Source organism: Allobacillus halotolerans, from assembly GCF_018967645.1.
Classification (GTDB): domain Bacteria; phylum Bacillota; class Bacilli; order Bacillales; family Alkalibacillaceae; genus Allobacillus; species Allobacillus halotolerans.
In genome coordinates this window covers 19,531-33,573 of sequence record NZ_JAHLZF010000024.1, presented here as the reverse complement: position 1 = coordinate 33,573, position 14,043 = coordinate 19,531, and the positions used below count along the sequence as shown (strand labels likewise).

The window sequence follows — 14,043 nt, the reverse complement described above, 5'->3', positions numbered from 1 at the left end:
GCTTGTCGGGCGGTTCGACGTGCTTGTCGGGCGGTTCGACGTGCTTGTCGGGCGGCTCGGCGCGCTTGTCGGGTGGTTAGCAATTTAACCGCCTTCGCTCAACCGCAAGATCTCATGATAAACCTAAAAAACATAAAAAGGTGCATTTTTGCCGCGGCAAAAATGGTCTACTTAATCTTTCAAAGAGCATTCATTAGCGGCTTCGTAATTTTTTTCGGCGGGTTCGCGGTGGAATTCGATGGCTTGGAGCATGTTTTCGATGGCTTCGTCGGAGAATTCGATGGCTGGGCACGCTTTTTCGACGGCTCGACAAAGGAATTCGACGGCTTCAAGTGCTTTTTCGATGGCTAGACAAAGGAATTCGACGGCTGCACGATTTTATTCAGCGGCTGGCCACACGGCAGCCGTTTCCGTACGAAGTCGATCAAAAAGTACATTTTTGCCTCAGCAAAAATGATCCACATAAAAAACACCCAGCCATCCGGCTGGGTGTTTCTCCTAAATTATGCTTCTACCTCTTTTTTTCGTTTCTTACTTTTACGGTTTGTAAATTTTCGTGATAGATCATCAAAGTACGTGTAGACGAGCGGAATGAGCAGCAGTGTGAAGAACATGGATACGAGCAGGCCGAAGATGATAACGACGGCGAGCGGTTGCTGTGCTTCTCCACCTTCCCCGAGTCCGAGGGAGAGTGGGATCATTCCGAGAATTGTTGTCAGTGATGTCATCAGGATTGGTCTGAGACGACTTGCGCCTGCGTCCATAATTGCGCTGAATCGCTCCTGACCTTTTTCACGTAAAATATTGATGTAGTCGACGAGCACGATGGCGTTGTTGACGACGATACCGGCGAGCATGATGACCCCAATGAAGGCTGGGATGCTGAACGGTAAGCCGGTCACAAACAGGCCTAGGATGACCCCGACGACTGTTGTCGGCAATGCGAACATGATGACAAATGGATGCAGGAAGTTTTCAAATTGGACCGCCATAACGGCATAGACTAAGAATATTGAGAAGACGAGTGCTAAGGCTAAGTCGCCAAAGGCTTCAGCCATGTCTTCCGCTTCCCCTCCAATTGAATAATCATATCCTTCCGGCAAGTGCATACTTGCGAGTTTACTTTCTACATCTGCCGTTACGCTTGCGAGATCTCGGTCTAAAATTTCACTGGAGACCGTGATGGTTCGCTGTTGGTTTTGTCTCGTCAAGCTGGCTGGGCCAATCTCTTGGTCGATGCTTGCGATGGATGCCAAGCTGACCATGGCGCCAGTCGGAGTTTGGATCAATATGTTTTCAACATCTTCAATCGTTGAGCGTTGTTCTTCCGGTGTCATGACACGAACATCAAGTTCTTGCCCTTCTGTCCGGAATTGAGTCGCGACGCGGCCGTTGAGCTGCATGCTCACTTGACCCATCACTTGGTCATAAGTCATGCCTAGTTCGGCAGCTTTATTTCGGTCGATATTGATCTGCATTTCAGGGCGACCTTCATCCGCAGAAGTCCCTGCGTTATGCACACCTTCGACTTCGGAGATTTCAGCAACAGTTTCATCCGCTAGTCGTTTTAGGGTGTCAAAGTCAGGTCCGGTCATTTGAATTTGAATTGGATTGCCTGCACTGATTCCGGCTCCCATGACAGCGACATTGATTTCTGCACCAGGAATATCTTCTACTTGGTCATTCCATCGTTTCATGACTTCTTCAGTCGTTGCGTCTCGTTCGCCACTTGGAATGAGCTGAATCATATAGCTTCCTGTATTGGAGCCACCACCCATCGGGCCGCCTTGACCTCCGGAACCGACGGACAAGTAGTTGGATTCCACGAGATCGGAATCTTTGGCAATGACTTCATTGACCTGATCAACGACTTCTCGTGTTGCACTGAGTGTCGTTCCTGTTGGTGTTTCAACAGAAATTTCAATTTGTCCTTGGTCCGCTTCTGGGATAAATGCTGCTCCGAGCTGCGGAATGAGGAACAATGTCGCGACAATAATGGCGAGTGTTCCTAATATTGATGTTTTTCGGAAACGTAACACGCCACGTAGCATTTTTTGATAAATGGCAACGACTTTATCCAAGAACCGGTCGAACCAATATCGTCTGCCACTGTCTTGCATCGCTTTTGTCAAAAGTTTCGATGACAGCATCGGAATTAATGTAATCGATGCGATCAAGGACGCAATCAACGCAAACGCTACGGTTAATGCGAGTGGCGCGAATATTTCGGATGCAATGCCCTCGACGAAAATGATCGGCAAGAAGACGACCAAGGTTGTCGTTGTCGACGCGATTACTGCTGGGGCGATTTCCGTTGCTCCGAGTCGGGCGGCTTCTTTCATCGAATAACCGCGTTCTCGGTAGGTGACGATATGTTCGAGTATGACAATCGCCGAGTCGACCATCATTCCAATTCCGAGTGCGAGTCCACCCATTGTCAGGATGTTCACCGTTTCACCGGTAAAGTACATTAATGTGAACGTTGAAATAACCGCAATCGGGATTGATAAACCGATAACGAGTGTCGCCCGGAAGCTTTTCAAGAATAAGAGTAAAATCAATATCGCAAAAACCGCTCCGAGCAATAAGTTTTGGATAACGGAACTGATCGACATCCGGATAAATTCTGCGTTATCGAAAACGGTTTGTGCTTGAATGCCTTCCGGTAGATCTTTCTCTGCTTTTTTGATCGCAGATTGGATTTCGTCGGAAACAGAGACCGTGTTGGCATCGGTTTGTTTTAAAATGCTTAAGACAACCGCTTCTTCCCCGTTCACCATCGATAAACCGCTGGACTCCAATGTTGCTCGTTCAACGGTCGCAATGTCATCCAAGCGGATAAACGTTTGCTGCGGTGTTTGGATTCGCGTTTCACGAATTTGATCGATCGATTCATAGTCACCAGGAATCCGTAGTTGAAGCTCCTGGTCTCCGCGCTCGATCACACCGGCGGACATCGACTGGTTTGCGCTTTGGACGGCTTGCATGACCTGTTGTGAGTTCATGCCATATTGCGTGAGTTTTTGTTGGTCGAGTTGGACTTGGATTTCTTCCGTCTCTCCACCTTCAATCTGCACGGAACCAACGCCCGCTTGGCGCTCGAACAATGGCTGGATATCATTTTCAGCTATGCGTTGCAATTCCGCTTTATCGGAACCCGTCAGTCCGATCCACATCACAGGCATTTGCGCTGGGTCGAATCGGAGTACACTCGGTGAATTTGCTGATTCAGGGAGAAATCCACTCACTTGATCGACGGATTCTCGTACGTTCAGTAAGGCATTATCGAGATTCGTATCCATGGAAAACATCATCATCACAAGGGAGCTCCCTGGCTGTGATTGTGCCTGGACTTGCTCGATTCCTTCTATTGTACTGACCGACGATTCGATCGGCTTTGTGACAAGCTCTTCGACTTCCTGTGGCGCGGCACCATCATAAGATGTCGCAACAACGGCAATCGGCAAATCAATTTCCGGAAATAAATCAACGGATAAATTTCTGAATGAAATAAAACCGAGTGCGATAATCGCCAAAATAATCATGATGACGCCGACTGGGCGTTTAATCGACGTTTCGATGAGTTTTTTCATTTAGACGCCCCCCTTTTGAGTTACGTGTTTATTTCTTTCTGTAATAGCTGGTTGGCAAGACATTTATTCGTCCTCCCCGACAATCTGTACCGCTTGGCCGTCAGAAATGGCTGTTTGTCCTGTGATCACGACTTGATCTCCTGCAGACAGATCGCCTTCATTGACAGGTTTGACGGCTGTTTCTTCTGATTGCATCGAAATGACTTCAATGTCGACAGCGACAGCTTTATTGTCGACGACTTTAAAGAGGAGCTGGCCTTCCCCTTGATTAATGACCGCATTGGTCGGAACAACGAGTGCATTTTTTTGGACCATTTCCTCTAATTGAACTTGAGCGGTTGTGCCAATCGGAAAATTGTCTTTCTCTGTAATGTCGATTTCCGCTTCCACGGCAAATAGACCATTTTCTTCTGCTGTTGCGGACACACTGTTCACCGTCGCTTTCCCTTCGTCGTCAACGGCTGACATACTATAGTTGATTTCATCATCTTTCGCAATAAATTCCCGGTCACTTGCGGTAATCGAGAAATTCAACAAAACGGAGTCTTCCGCGATAATCACCGCTGCTGGGTCTTCCGTTGAAACAGGTCGGTCTTCTTTCATGTTCAAGTTTTGAACTTGGCCATCCATCGGGCTCTCCAGTTCAATCGTTCCATATTGAGGTGACTTGATTTTCGCTAAGACGTCACCCTCCTCAACGGATTCACCTGCTTCCACATGCAGTTCCGTCACTTCACCAGCACCTTGCGGAATCACTGGCATTTGATCACTTGGCGTTGTTCGTGCAATGTATGTGTGTTCTTTCGTGAAATCTTTCTCAGCAGTCTTCGCGACTTCCACTGGAATGTCGGCTGCTTCTTCTTCATTGTTTTCGTCTTCATTTGAATCATCACTACATGCGGCTAAAACTAGCGCGGTCATGAGAATCAATGTCATGAAAATACGTTTGAACATGATGTTCACTCCTTACTCCCTTGTTATTTTTTTATTATGTTTGGTGATATGCCCATTCGATGATTTTCGGTGGGCGGTTGTGCGTTTTGGTTGAGCAGTTGGATGCTCGGTTTGAACGGTTGCGGCGCGTTTTTGAACAGTTAGACGCTAACTTTGAACGTTCACGCCGTGCTTTTGAACGGTTAGGTGCTGACTTTGAACGGTCGCGGCGCGCTTTTGAACAGTTAGATGCTATCTTTGAACGGTCGTGGCGCGCTTTTGAACAGTTAGATGCTGACTTTGAACGGTCGCGGCGCGCTTTTGAACAGTTAGATGCTGACTTTGAACGGTCACGACGTGCTTTTGAACAGTTAGACAGTTTCTTTGAACAGCCAGCACGCCTTATGGCAAATGCATTTGACTCGAGGTCTGCCGCTCAGCCCAAGTTGACATTTTATGTTTACGAATCCGCCTTTATGAGAATCATCCAATCAATCTCCTGAGGCGGTTCACTTCTGTCCGTGTGCTTTCCACTTCTTCGACTAATTGAAGCATCGATTGAATGACAACTGGTTGGGGATGTTCTTTTTTGAACTCTTCATGTAACACGTGAATCGCTTCGATTGCTTTTTCAGTCGTTTCATTTGATTCGACTTCATTGGATAACTTCCATTCAATCTCCTGCGCAATCAGGGCTTTTTCTTGTAAATAATCAGGTAATTCCTGAATCATCGGTTCTTCATTTTGTTGCTGCATGCCAAAGCAAACATCATCCAATCGTCTGACAGTAAATGCCGCGAGTCGGTCGGTTTCAAAATCAGCGTTATCACCGACGAGCCAACTTGCATACCCGTGAACGATTCCATTCAACAAAATTGCGGCATCGTTCAGGTATGGCTGAAAGTCTTCACCGTAAATGGCTGCAAGATTTTCTTTTGCCCACTTGAAATTTCTTTGTTTCGATTGTTGAATGAGAGACTCGATATCTTTATCGATTGAAATTTGTCCTTGCATGAGCATCACAATCAATGATTTATTCGACTTCAATAACTCAAAGAAAATTTCAAGTTGCTTTTTGAACGCTTCTCTTGGATCGTCGAATCGCTCTTTTACTTGATCCATTTTGTTTTGCGTTAAACTGGAATAATACGTATAGATTGAAAAAATCAGCTCATTTTTCGATTGAAAATACGTATAGAACGAGCCTTTTGCCACGTTAGCTTTATTCACGATTTCCTGCACCGACGTGGTATGAAAGCCTTTCTTGGCAAATAGCTCAATGCTTGCTTCGATAATTTCGGTTTTTTTATCCTTCAATTCTGTCATCTCCAATACTAGAATGACCAGTCAGTCATAGTCACTACAATACAGAAATAGATGCCATATGGCAAGTGAAAATATTGTTACATTCCATGAAAAAAACTAGGCTGATCGCCTAGCTTTTTGATGTCTTATTATCTTCTCCTCTCTAATCGCAGATAGCGAGTGAAAATTCATGTCTTCGCTTCAATAGGAGCGCTCTATTCGACCGTAGCGAGAAAAATCCCAACCCTTCCGTTGAATAGGACCGCTCTATTCGACTGTAGCAAGCAAAATCACGACGCTTCCGTTCAATAGAACAGCTCTATTCGACCGTAGCAAACAAAATCCCAACGCTTCCGTTCAATAGAACAGCTCTATTCGACCGTAGCAAACAAAATCACGACGCTTCCGTTCAATAGAACAGCTCTATTCGACCGTAGCAAGCAAAATCCCAACGCTTCCGTTCAATAGGAACGCTCTATTCGACTGTAGCAAACAAAATCACGACGCTTCCGTTCAATAGAACAGCTCTATTCGACCGTAGCAAGCAAAATCACGACGCTTCCGTTCAATAGAACAGCTCTATTCGACCGTAGCGAGCAAAAAATCATGCCTACCGTCGAATAGGTGTGCTCCCGGCAGCTCACAAAAATACGATTCTATCCTTCAATAGAAATGCTCACATTTTATCCTAAGAAACTGCCTTTCTTGAAATGACCAAATACGTGACCAGCCATTACGATTTGCTTCGTCAGTTGTTTCTTACTGACGAGTGCTTCATATGTGAGTCCGTTGGCGAATGTAATATTGGATATTGACGGGTCGTCTGGATGTGCATTGACAGTATGTAAGTGGTTGTATGAAATCCATGCACATTCGATATCCCGCATGATTTTTGTCGGCATAAAAATAAGTCCCTTTTCTGTATCGATGGGAATGGGCGGTTTATGTTTATTTTCTAAGATGGATTTGACGGCTTGCCTTCTTCCGTCTAATGTTGTGCCCCTACTCATGCATGATTGATCGACGATATCGAATGATGTCGATTCGCATAAGTAAAGGTCTTCTCCTTCATAAATTAAGCATTGGTGTGGGTCGACATCAGGGCAAATCATCAGCGTTTTAGCGTTAATTGTGTAATGCTGGATCTTTTGGATGGATCGACTAGTCACTTTCTCTTCACATTCCTTTCTATGTTTTTAACTAAATTTAGGTGAAGAAGCAAATTACTCCTTTAATATAGATGAACTTACAATAATTTTCAATTTATTTTGACAAATATTTGTTCTTATTTAGAACATTTTGCTCATTGTTCTGTTAATTTGTTGGATATTTACTAGGGATGAGGTGATTTGTCGAATGATTGAACATAGTTGGGCATTATGTAGATATGATTTTTTTAAAAAACAAATGGCTGACCTTAGATATCAAAGGCCAGCCATTTACTTGTTTAGTTATCTTCGTTTTCGTCTTGCTCTTGATCCAATTCATCTTGCATTGGATCTTCATCGCCGCCTTGGTCACCATTCATACCTTGGTCACCGTTTTCGCCTTGGCCACCACCGTTATCTCCTTGGTCACCGTTCATTTCTTGGTCACCATTATCGCCTTGATCGCCGTTCATACCTTGATCACCGTTTTCTTGCTCTTCCATATTATCTTGTTCTTGATTCGTTGGTTCTTCGTCTTCAGAGTCAGCACACCCGGCAAGTGCACCCACCACTAAGAAAAGAGCAAGCAACGACTTCATGAGTGATGATTTCATTATGTCCCTCCTAAAAGATTAATCAATCTGTAGTATTTCCAGAGGAGGGTTCTTTAATCAACTTTTTCTGAGAAAATCATTTTATACGCTACTTTCTTTGACGCTGTTTGACGTAAAGCGAGCCTAAAAATGTGATACACTTGGTTTAAATAAATTTTCGGAAACAATCGGGGGATTTAGGTTGAATAAAAAAACTTTTTTGATTTTAGCTGTTGCTTATTCAGCTGTGACGTTCATATTGAATGATGTTTTTCAAACGACTATCGGAAAAATTTTGATGACAGTCAGTTTCTTAGCACTGATATTCTTAATTTTATGGTTTATATATTCCTTATTTAATTTTTCCATAAAACAATACTTTTATCATCGAAACCATTAAAAAAAGACCAAATCCAGATGATTTGTCCTTTTTATCATTACTTCTCTGGGTCAACGATGGCAAACATGATCTCCGCTTCGCATGCCAGCTCTCCATCAACGGTTGCTTTCGCTTTTCCTTTTCCAATTGGTCCTTTTAATTTCACCATTTCGACTTCCAATTTCAGTCGGTCGCCTGGTTTCACTTGGCGTTTAAATCGGCATTTGTCGATTCCGGTAAACATGCCAAGCTTGCCTTGGTTTTCTTCCATTTTTAAAATAGCGACTGCTCCGACTTGTGCGAGTGCTTCAACAATCAATACACCAGGCATCACCATGTAGTTCGGGAAATGTCCTTGGAAAAATGGTTCGTTTGCCGTAACGTTTTTGTATCCGACTGCACTTTTGCCTTCTTCGACACTTTCGATTTGGTCGACAAGCAAGAAAGGATAACGGTGGGGAATTACTTGTTTAATCTGCTCAATATCCAACATGAAGACTCCTCCTCATTTGATTATTTTCCTTGAATATAATCGTAAATGCTTTCCCAAAATTCAATTTTCAAGACGTCTTGTGGGTTTTCACCGTCACCGATCAAACCGTAGCCAACCATGAGGCCCACGACCAAACCGGCGAAACAAAGGGCAATAACGATCAATAAACGTAACCATACCGGTAAATAACGAATCGGTCCGCGTGGATTCTTTTTCCGTTCTTCCCGTTTGGCTTTTCTCGCTTCTTTCCGATTCTTCGGTTGTTTTGACTCATCATCTTCTTTTGCTGCTTGTCCTGCAACGACTGTAGGGTCGTCAGTTGAATCATTGGCTTTTTCCAGTTCACCCATTTTGAAAATTTTCGTTGCTTCATCACGATTTTGTGGATTAAAAATTTTAACAAAAGGAAGTTCAGCAAGGTATTCCGCTTCAGTCTGTTGCTTCGCTGCCTGTTCCGGTGTCTGTACGGTGTTTTCTTCGACTGGCGTCTGTTCTGCAGTTTCTTCCGCTTCAGCTGGCACCGCTGCGTCCTCGGTTTCAGCCGGCAATTCAGCTTCTTCCGTTTTTGCCGGGAGCTCGGCTTCTTCCGTTTCATTTTCTTCGGAAAGTTCAGCATCTGCTGTGTCTTCTTCATCCCACGGGAAATTGATTTCCGCTTCTCCACCTAAACTTGGCGGAATATCGGACGGTTCCAATTCGCCAACATGGTGCAAGTTGACGGCGCTCTCGCTGACATGTTCATATCCTTCAGCTTGTTTGGCTTCAAGCTCTGCTTGGCCTTCAGGCTTCGGTGGCAACTCGGTGTCTGATTCTGCTTCTAGATTTTCATTCGTTGTTTGCTGTTCGGTTTTTTCTACTTTTTCTGTATCGGTGCGTTCAGTTGAATTGGAGTTGGCACGGGTTTCCTGATCCAGTGTATTCGATTGAATGTCTTTGTTTTCTTGATTTTCATGTTTTTCGTCTGAAGTCATGTGCTTTCCCTCAATTCCTCTTGCTCGTGATTACGAACGCATACTATTGATAAGCCCCATCATTTGGTCGCCGAGTGTAATCGATTGGCTGTTCAATGAATAGGCACGTTGTGATTCAATCATTCGAGTCATTTCCTGTGCGAAGTTGACGTTGGAAGCTTCCAACGATCGTGTATGTAAAGTTACTGCTTCTGCTGGGATTCCTGTTACGATTTCATCTACCGGAACACCCAATCCTTCTGCATCCAAACGGTAATTTCCTCCACCGGCGTTTTCCAACGTCCGCGGTAAGTCAATTTGGACGAGCTGAATATTTGCAACGGTTTCTCTTTGGTCGCCCGTCGTTGTTTCCAAACGTCCATCTGCTGTGATTTCAATTTGATCAAACGTATGATCGATAATAATCGGTCCATCGTTCCCTTGGACAGGATTTCCGTTTGAGTCGGTCAGCATCACTTGTTCATTATCGTTGACAGGCTGTAAATAAAAATTCCCAGCACGTGTGTACTGCTGTTCAGTTTCACCATTGGCGTTCGGTGCGTTGACGACAAAAAATTGATTGGCATGTTCGATCGCGACGTCAAGTGGTCGGTCTGTCGTCTGAATCGTTCCTTGGTCCATCAAAATATTCGTATGAGCCAGTTTAGCACCTGATCCTACTCGGATTCCTTCTGGTGTCATTCGCGGTGAATCGGCATCAAACCTAAGCATATTGTCGATTTGCTGAAACATCAATGATGAGAAATTACTTTGTCGTGCTTTGTAACCATGGGTATTCATGTTCGACAAATTATTGGCGGATTGATCCATCCGATGCTGGAGCTGATTCATCATCGTCGCAGCATTGTACATATTTCTCACGGGCTTTTCCTCCTAATCACCTTAACGTAAACGGCCGACTTGATTCGCCGCTAGATCCAAGCTTTGGTCAAACATCCGAACGACTTGCTGGTTCATTTCGAACATCCGGTACGAACGCATCATTTCCGTCATCATTTGCTGTGGGTCGACGTTCGAGCGTTCCAGCGATCCTTGGCTAATGGAAAAATTCACGCCTTCCGTTGCGCGCGCATCCCCGATTGCTGCGCCTTCTTCAAGTGCCCAAAGATTGTTGCCTTCTTTTGTTAATGCATTGGTATTCTCTTGGTAGGCGATTTGAATGGCTGTATTGTCTACCGGTGAAATGACTTGGCCATTTGCCGTCACTTCAAAGTTTTCTGATCCGGTTTGAATCCGTTCATTATTCGTATCCATTACGTAATACCCGTCTGATGTCGTTAGATAACCCTCTGCATCAACAGTGAAATTCCCGTTCCGCGTCAAGCGTGCTTCCCCTTGTTCATTCGTGACGGTGAAAAACAAAAACCCAGTTTCATCGGGTGTCGTCTGATTGATCAAGGCCAAATCGGTTGAAACACCTGTCTCTTCGACATCTCCTTGAGTAAACAACGGAACATCTTCTTGCATATATGTACCTGTATGAAGGGAGCCGACGATCTGGTTATTCGGTATATTCACGTTTCGCTTTGTCGGAAGCGACTGTGATTGCATGTTCTGGATCAGCATTTCCGGGAACGCTCGGAATGTCCCTCGGTCTTGTTTATAACCCGGTGTTAACGCATTGGACATATTATTCGACAACGAATCTTGATATCGCTGCTGCGCAATCATTCCTGAACCTGCCGTATGCAGTCCTCTTAACATGTTCGTTCCCCCTCATACATTTGTAAATTTTTATTAACCGATTTTCTTTTTCGGTAGTTTATCGATATTGCCAAGCATGATGCCTGTACCTTTTGCAACTGCACTCATTGGATCTTCTGAAATAAATACAGGTACTTTGAGCTCATCAGCTAATAGCTGATCAAGTCCGTGCAACAACGCGCCTCCACCCGTAATGATCACACCGCGGTCGATAATGTCCGCTGATAGCTCTGGTGGTGTTTTTTCAAGAACGGATTTAGCCGCTTGTGTAATTAAGCTGACTGGCTCACGTAACGCTTCTTCAATTTCTGTTGAGTTGACTGTGATGGTTCTTGGCAAACCTGAAATCAAGTCACGACCACGAATATCCAACGATTCATTGCGTCCCTCAGGGAATACAGTCGCTACATTGATTTTAATGTCCTCAGACGTCCGGTCACCGATCAACAATTTATATTTGCGCTTTATGTATTGAAGAATTTCCTGATCGAATTTATCCCCAGCCATTTTGATGGATTCTGAAGTAACGATATCGCCCATCGACAATACTGCAACGTCCGTCGTTCCTCCACCAACATCAATAATCATGTTACCGCTCGGCTGGAAAATATCCATTCCCGCACCGACAGCCGCAACTTTCGGCTCTTCTTCTAAATAAATGCGTTTTCCGCCGCTCTTTTCAGCCGCTTCTTTGATTGCTTTTTGCTCAACCTTCGTAATATTCGTCGGGCAACAAACAAGAATCCGTGGCTTCGAGAACATACCGCGAACATTAATTTTTTCTATAAAATAACGCAACATCGCTTCGGTCACATCAAAATCAGCAATCACACCGTCTTTCAACGGACGAATCGCTTCGATATTTCCTGGCGTACGCCCAACCATCTGACGTGCTGCCTGTCCAACTTCCAAAACTTTTCCCGTATTCCGATCCATTGCAACAACAGCTGGCTCATTCAAAACAATCCCTTTACCTTTAACGTGAATGAGCACATTCGCCGTTCCCAAGTCGATCCCAATATCTCTAGCGAACATGAACGATTGATCCTCCTGACACATGCACAAATTTTAAATTTATTCTATCATCATATTTTATCACTTTTTTTGCAAGGTGTCACATTCTTTTTGGAGTTTGCCGTTTTGGGTGGGAGGTGGGGGATTTAGTGTTATTGGTGGGGGTTTTAGCGTTATTGGTGGAGGTTTCTACGTTGGGGCGGATGTTTTTGCGTGGGGGGCAGGTGTTTTAGCGGTGGGGGCGCATATATTTTGAGTTTGGTCGCATATTTTACGCTCGTAGGTGCATATATTTAAGTTTACGTCTCATAACCCTTTGATATGGGTGCATATCGGGTGGACGTGGAAGCATATCTCGTGAGGTTGGGCGCATATCGGGTGCCCTCTAGCTGAGATGGTGCGCCGGGATCATATATTCTCGCTTTGGTCTCATATATCTTGGACTCGGGAGCATACTCTCTCTCATCGGCTGCATATATCTTTCATTACGGACCATATACGCTATACCAGGGACCATTTATTCACGGACAGGGCGCATATCCACCGCTCCCTAGCTTAGTTGGCGCGCCGGGATCATATTTCTCCGCTTCGGTCTCATAGATCTCAAACATGGGGGCATATTCTCTCTCACCAGGTGCATATATCTTTCTTAACGGACCATATACATCAAAACAGGGACCATATCCACACATTCAGGGCGCATATCCACCAAAATATTAATCGGAATAAAATTCATTTTTGTCCAAAAATGAATTTTCTCATCTTATAACGAACTCAGAAACAACAAACCAGAAATAATGTCACTTTGCCCTGTGGATAAACGTTTTATCCCATTTTGACTTCCTCTTGGATATCAATTTTAATATAAGAAAGGAGCAAGATAGTCATGTTAATGAAAAATCATGAAGTACCACTTGCCTTATTAAAGCTCGCTGCACATAAAAGAAGGCTTCCGCAAAATCACCCGAAATATCAGAAGATCGTCAACGACTGGGCATTGTACAATTCCGGTTACCGCGGGGAGTTGGCGCTCGATTACTATTTACATCGCTTCAACCGATCGGAAAATTTCTTATTACATAGTCTCCGCTTGCAGCATAAGCAAAATTTTCAGATCGACACGGTGATTCTACATCCAAATTTCATTCTTTTAATTGAAGTGAAAAACCTTTCCGGAAAGGTAAATTTTGACCATGGGTTCGGATTGATGACCCGGGAAACCAGCGGCCAGGTTCAATCCTTTCAAGATCCAATCATCCAAGCTGAAAATCAAGCCTTTCATCTACAAAATTGGCTCAATGATTTTGGCGTTTCTGGGATTCCGGTCGAATCGCTCGTCGTATTTGTAAATAATCACGTTCATTTGACGCGCTCAGATGAGCAAAATGTTGATCCACGCATTATCCATGCAAACAAGCTTGCCGATACGTATAACGAACTTCATCATAAATATCCGCAAAATTTTTTATCAAACCAAACACTCCATTCGATTGGCCAACAAATGATTCAAGAGAACAAACCGTTACAGGTCGATCTATTCCATAAATATCAACTGACACCAAAAGCCATTCAGCCAGGTGTCATCTGTCCCGCTTGTGACTTTTCATCCATGAAACGTAATCACGGTTATTGGCAATGTGAATCTTGTGGACATTCGTCAAAATCTACCCATATTGATGCACTGAAAGATTTTTACCTCTTATTTAATGATCAGATCACAAATCGCGAAGCAAGGTGGCTCTTTCAAATTGATTCAAGGAAAGTCGCTCGAAATTTGTTAGCCAAACAAACGTTGATTGGGAAAAATAAAGGTGCTTCTTATCAACTTGCTTTCGATACGGAACGTGACTTTGCTTATTTGCTTTCAACCAAAGAAAAAGACCAAGCCGGTTACAGCCTGGTCCCTTAAG

Annotated in this window: 14 protein-coding genes; 4 read left to right on the top strand and 10 right to left on the bottom strand. The window is 44.2% G+C overall.

Going from position 1 to position 14,043, the window contains the following annotated elements; all coding sequences use genetic code 11:
• The coding region (locus KQ486_RS12730; RefSeq protein ID WP_216687838.1) for a hypothetical protein at positions 1-351 on the top strand (351 nt) is incomplete at its 5' end.
• Between the two features lie 152 nt (positions 352-503).
• On the opposite strand, the gene KQ486_RS12725 is transcribed toward KQ486_RS12730, so the two are convergent.
• Positions 504-3,593, bottom strand: a complete 3,090-nt coding sequence (locus tag KQ486_RS12725) for an efflux RND transporter permease subunit (protein ID WP_216687837.1) — start codon at positions 3,591-3,593, stop codon at positions 504-506.
• Between the two features lie 63 nt (positions 3,594-3,656).
• Positions 3,657-4,547, bottom strand: coding sequence for an efflux RND transporter periplasmic adaptor subunit (locus KQ486_RS12720; protein ID WP_216687836.1), 891 nt, complete (start codon positions 4,545-4,547; stop codon positions 3,657-3,659).
• An 86-nt stretch (positions 4,548-4,633) separates the two neighbouring features.
• Here KQ486_RS12720 and KQ486_RS12715 point away from each other — a divergent pair, with 86 nt between their 5' ends.
• Positions 4,634-5,029, top strand: coding sequence for a hypothetical protein (locus KQ486_RS12715; protein ID WP_216687835.1), 396 nt, complete (start codon positions 4,634-4,636; stop codon positions 5,027-5,029).
• On the opposite strand, the gene KQ486_RS12710 is transcribed toward KQ486_RS12715, so the two are convergent.
• The 3 genes from KQ486_RS12710 to KQ486_RS12700 form a co-directional block, all read right to left on the bottom strand.
• Positions 5,010-5,843, bottom strand: a complete 834-nt coding sequence (locus KQ486_RS12710) for a TetR/AcrR family transcriptional regulator (RefSeq protein ID WP_216687834.1) — start codon at positions 5,841-5,843, stop codon at positions 5,010-5,012. The genes KQ486_RS12715 and KQ486_RS12710 overlap by 20 nt on opposite strands.
• A gap of 671 nt (positions 5,844-6,514) precedes the next feature.
• Positions 6,515-7,000, bottom strand: a complete 486-nt coding sequence (locus tag KQ486_RS12705) for a competence protein ComK (RefSeq protein WP_216687833.1) — start codon at positions 6,998-7,000, stop codon at positions 6,515-6,517.
• A gap of 278 nt (positions 7,001-7,278) precedes the next feature.
• Positions 7,279-7,593, bottom strand: a complete 315-nt coding sequence (locus KQ486_RS12700) for a hypothetical protein (RefSeq protein ID WP_216687832.1) — start codon at positions 7,591-7,593, stop codon at positions 7,279-7,281.
• A 181-nt stretch (positions 7,594-7,774) separates the two neighbouring features.
• Between KQ486_RS12700 and KQ486_RS12695 the strand changes: the two genes are divergently transcribed.
• On the top strand, positions 7,775-7,972 hold the full coding sequence (locus tag KQ486_RS12695; protein WP_216687831.1) for a hypothetical protein: 198 nt from the start codon (positions 7,775-7,777) through the stop codon (positions 7,970-7,972).
• Between the two features lie 37 nt (positions 7,973-8,009).
• Here KQ486_RS12695 and fabZ read toward each other — a convergent pair whose 3' ends face one another.
• Genes fabZ through KQ486_RS12670 form a run of 5 tightly spaced genes read right to left on the bottom strand, consistent with a single transcriptional unit; the run spans position 8,010 to position 12,154 of the window.
• Positions 8,010-8,444, bottom strand: coding sequence for a 3-hydroxyacyl-ACP dehydratase FabZ (gene fabZ / locus KQ486_RS12690; RefSeq protein ID WP_144163372.1), 435 nt, complete (start codon positions 8,442-8,444; stop codon positions 8,010-8,012).
• A 20-nt stretch (positions 8,445-8,464) separates the two neighbouring features.
• Positions 8,465-9,415, bottom strand: a complete 951-nt coding sequence (locus tag KQ486_RS14440; RefSeq protein ID WP_246569326.1) for a DNA-directed RNA polymerase subunit beta — start codon at positions 9,413-9,415, stop codon at positions 8,465-8,467.
• Between the two features lie 30 nt (positions 9,416-9,445).
• Positions 9,446-10,267, bottom strand: a complete 822-nt coding sequence (locus KQ486_RS12680; protein ID WP_246569329.1) for a flagellar hook-basal body protein — start codon at positions 10,265-10,267, stop codon at positions 9,446-9,448.
• Between the two features lie 30 nt (positions 10,268-10,297).
• Positions 10,298-11,119, bottom strand: coding sequence for a flagellar hook-basal body protein (locus tag KQ486_RS12675; RefSeq protein ID WP_144163374.1), 822 nt, complete (start codon positions 11,117-11,119; stop codon positions 10,298-10,300).
• Positions 11,120-11,152: 33 nt separating this feature from the next.
• Complete coding sequence (locus KQ486_RS12670; protein ID WP_144163375.1) at positions 11,153-12,154, bottom strand: rod shape-determining protein; 1,002 nt, start codon at positions 12,152-12,154, stop codon at positions 11,153-11,155.
• 865 nt (positions 12,155-13,019) lie between these two features.
• Here KQ486_RS12670 and KQ486_RS12665 point away from each other — a divergent pair.
• Positions 13,020-14,042: an NERD domain-containing protein gene (locus KQ486_RS12665; RefSeq protein ID WP_216687829.1), complete on the top strand. Its 1,023-nt coding sequence runs from the start codon at positions 13,020-13,022 to the stop codon at positions 14,040-14,042.
• The last annotated feature ends 1 nt before the right edge of the window (position 14,043 follow it).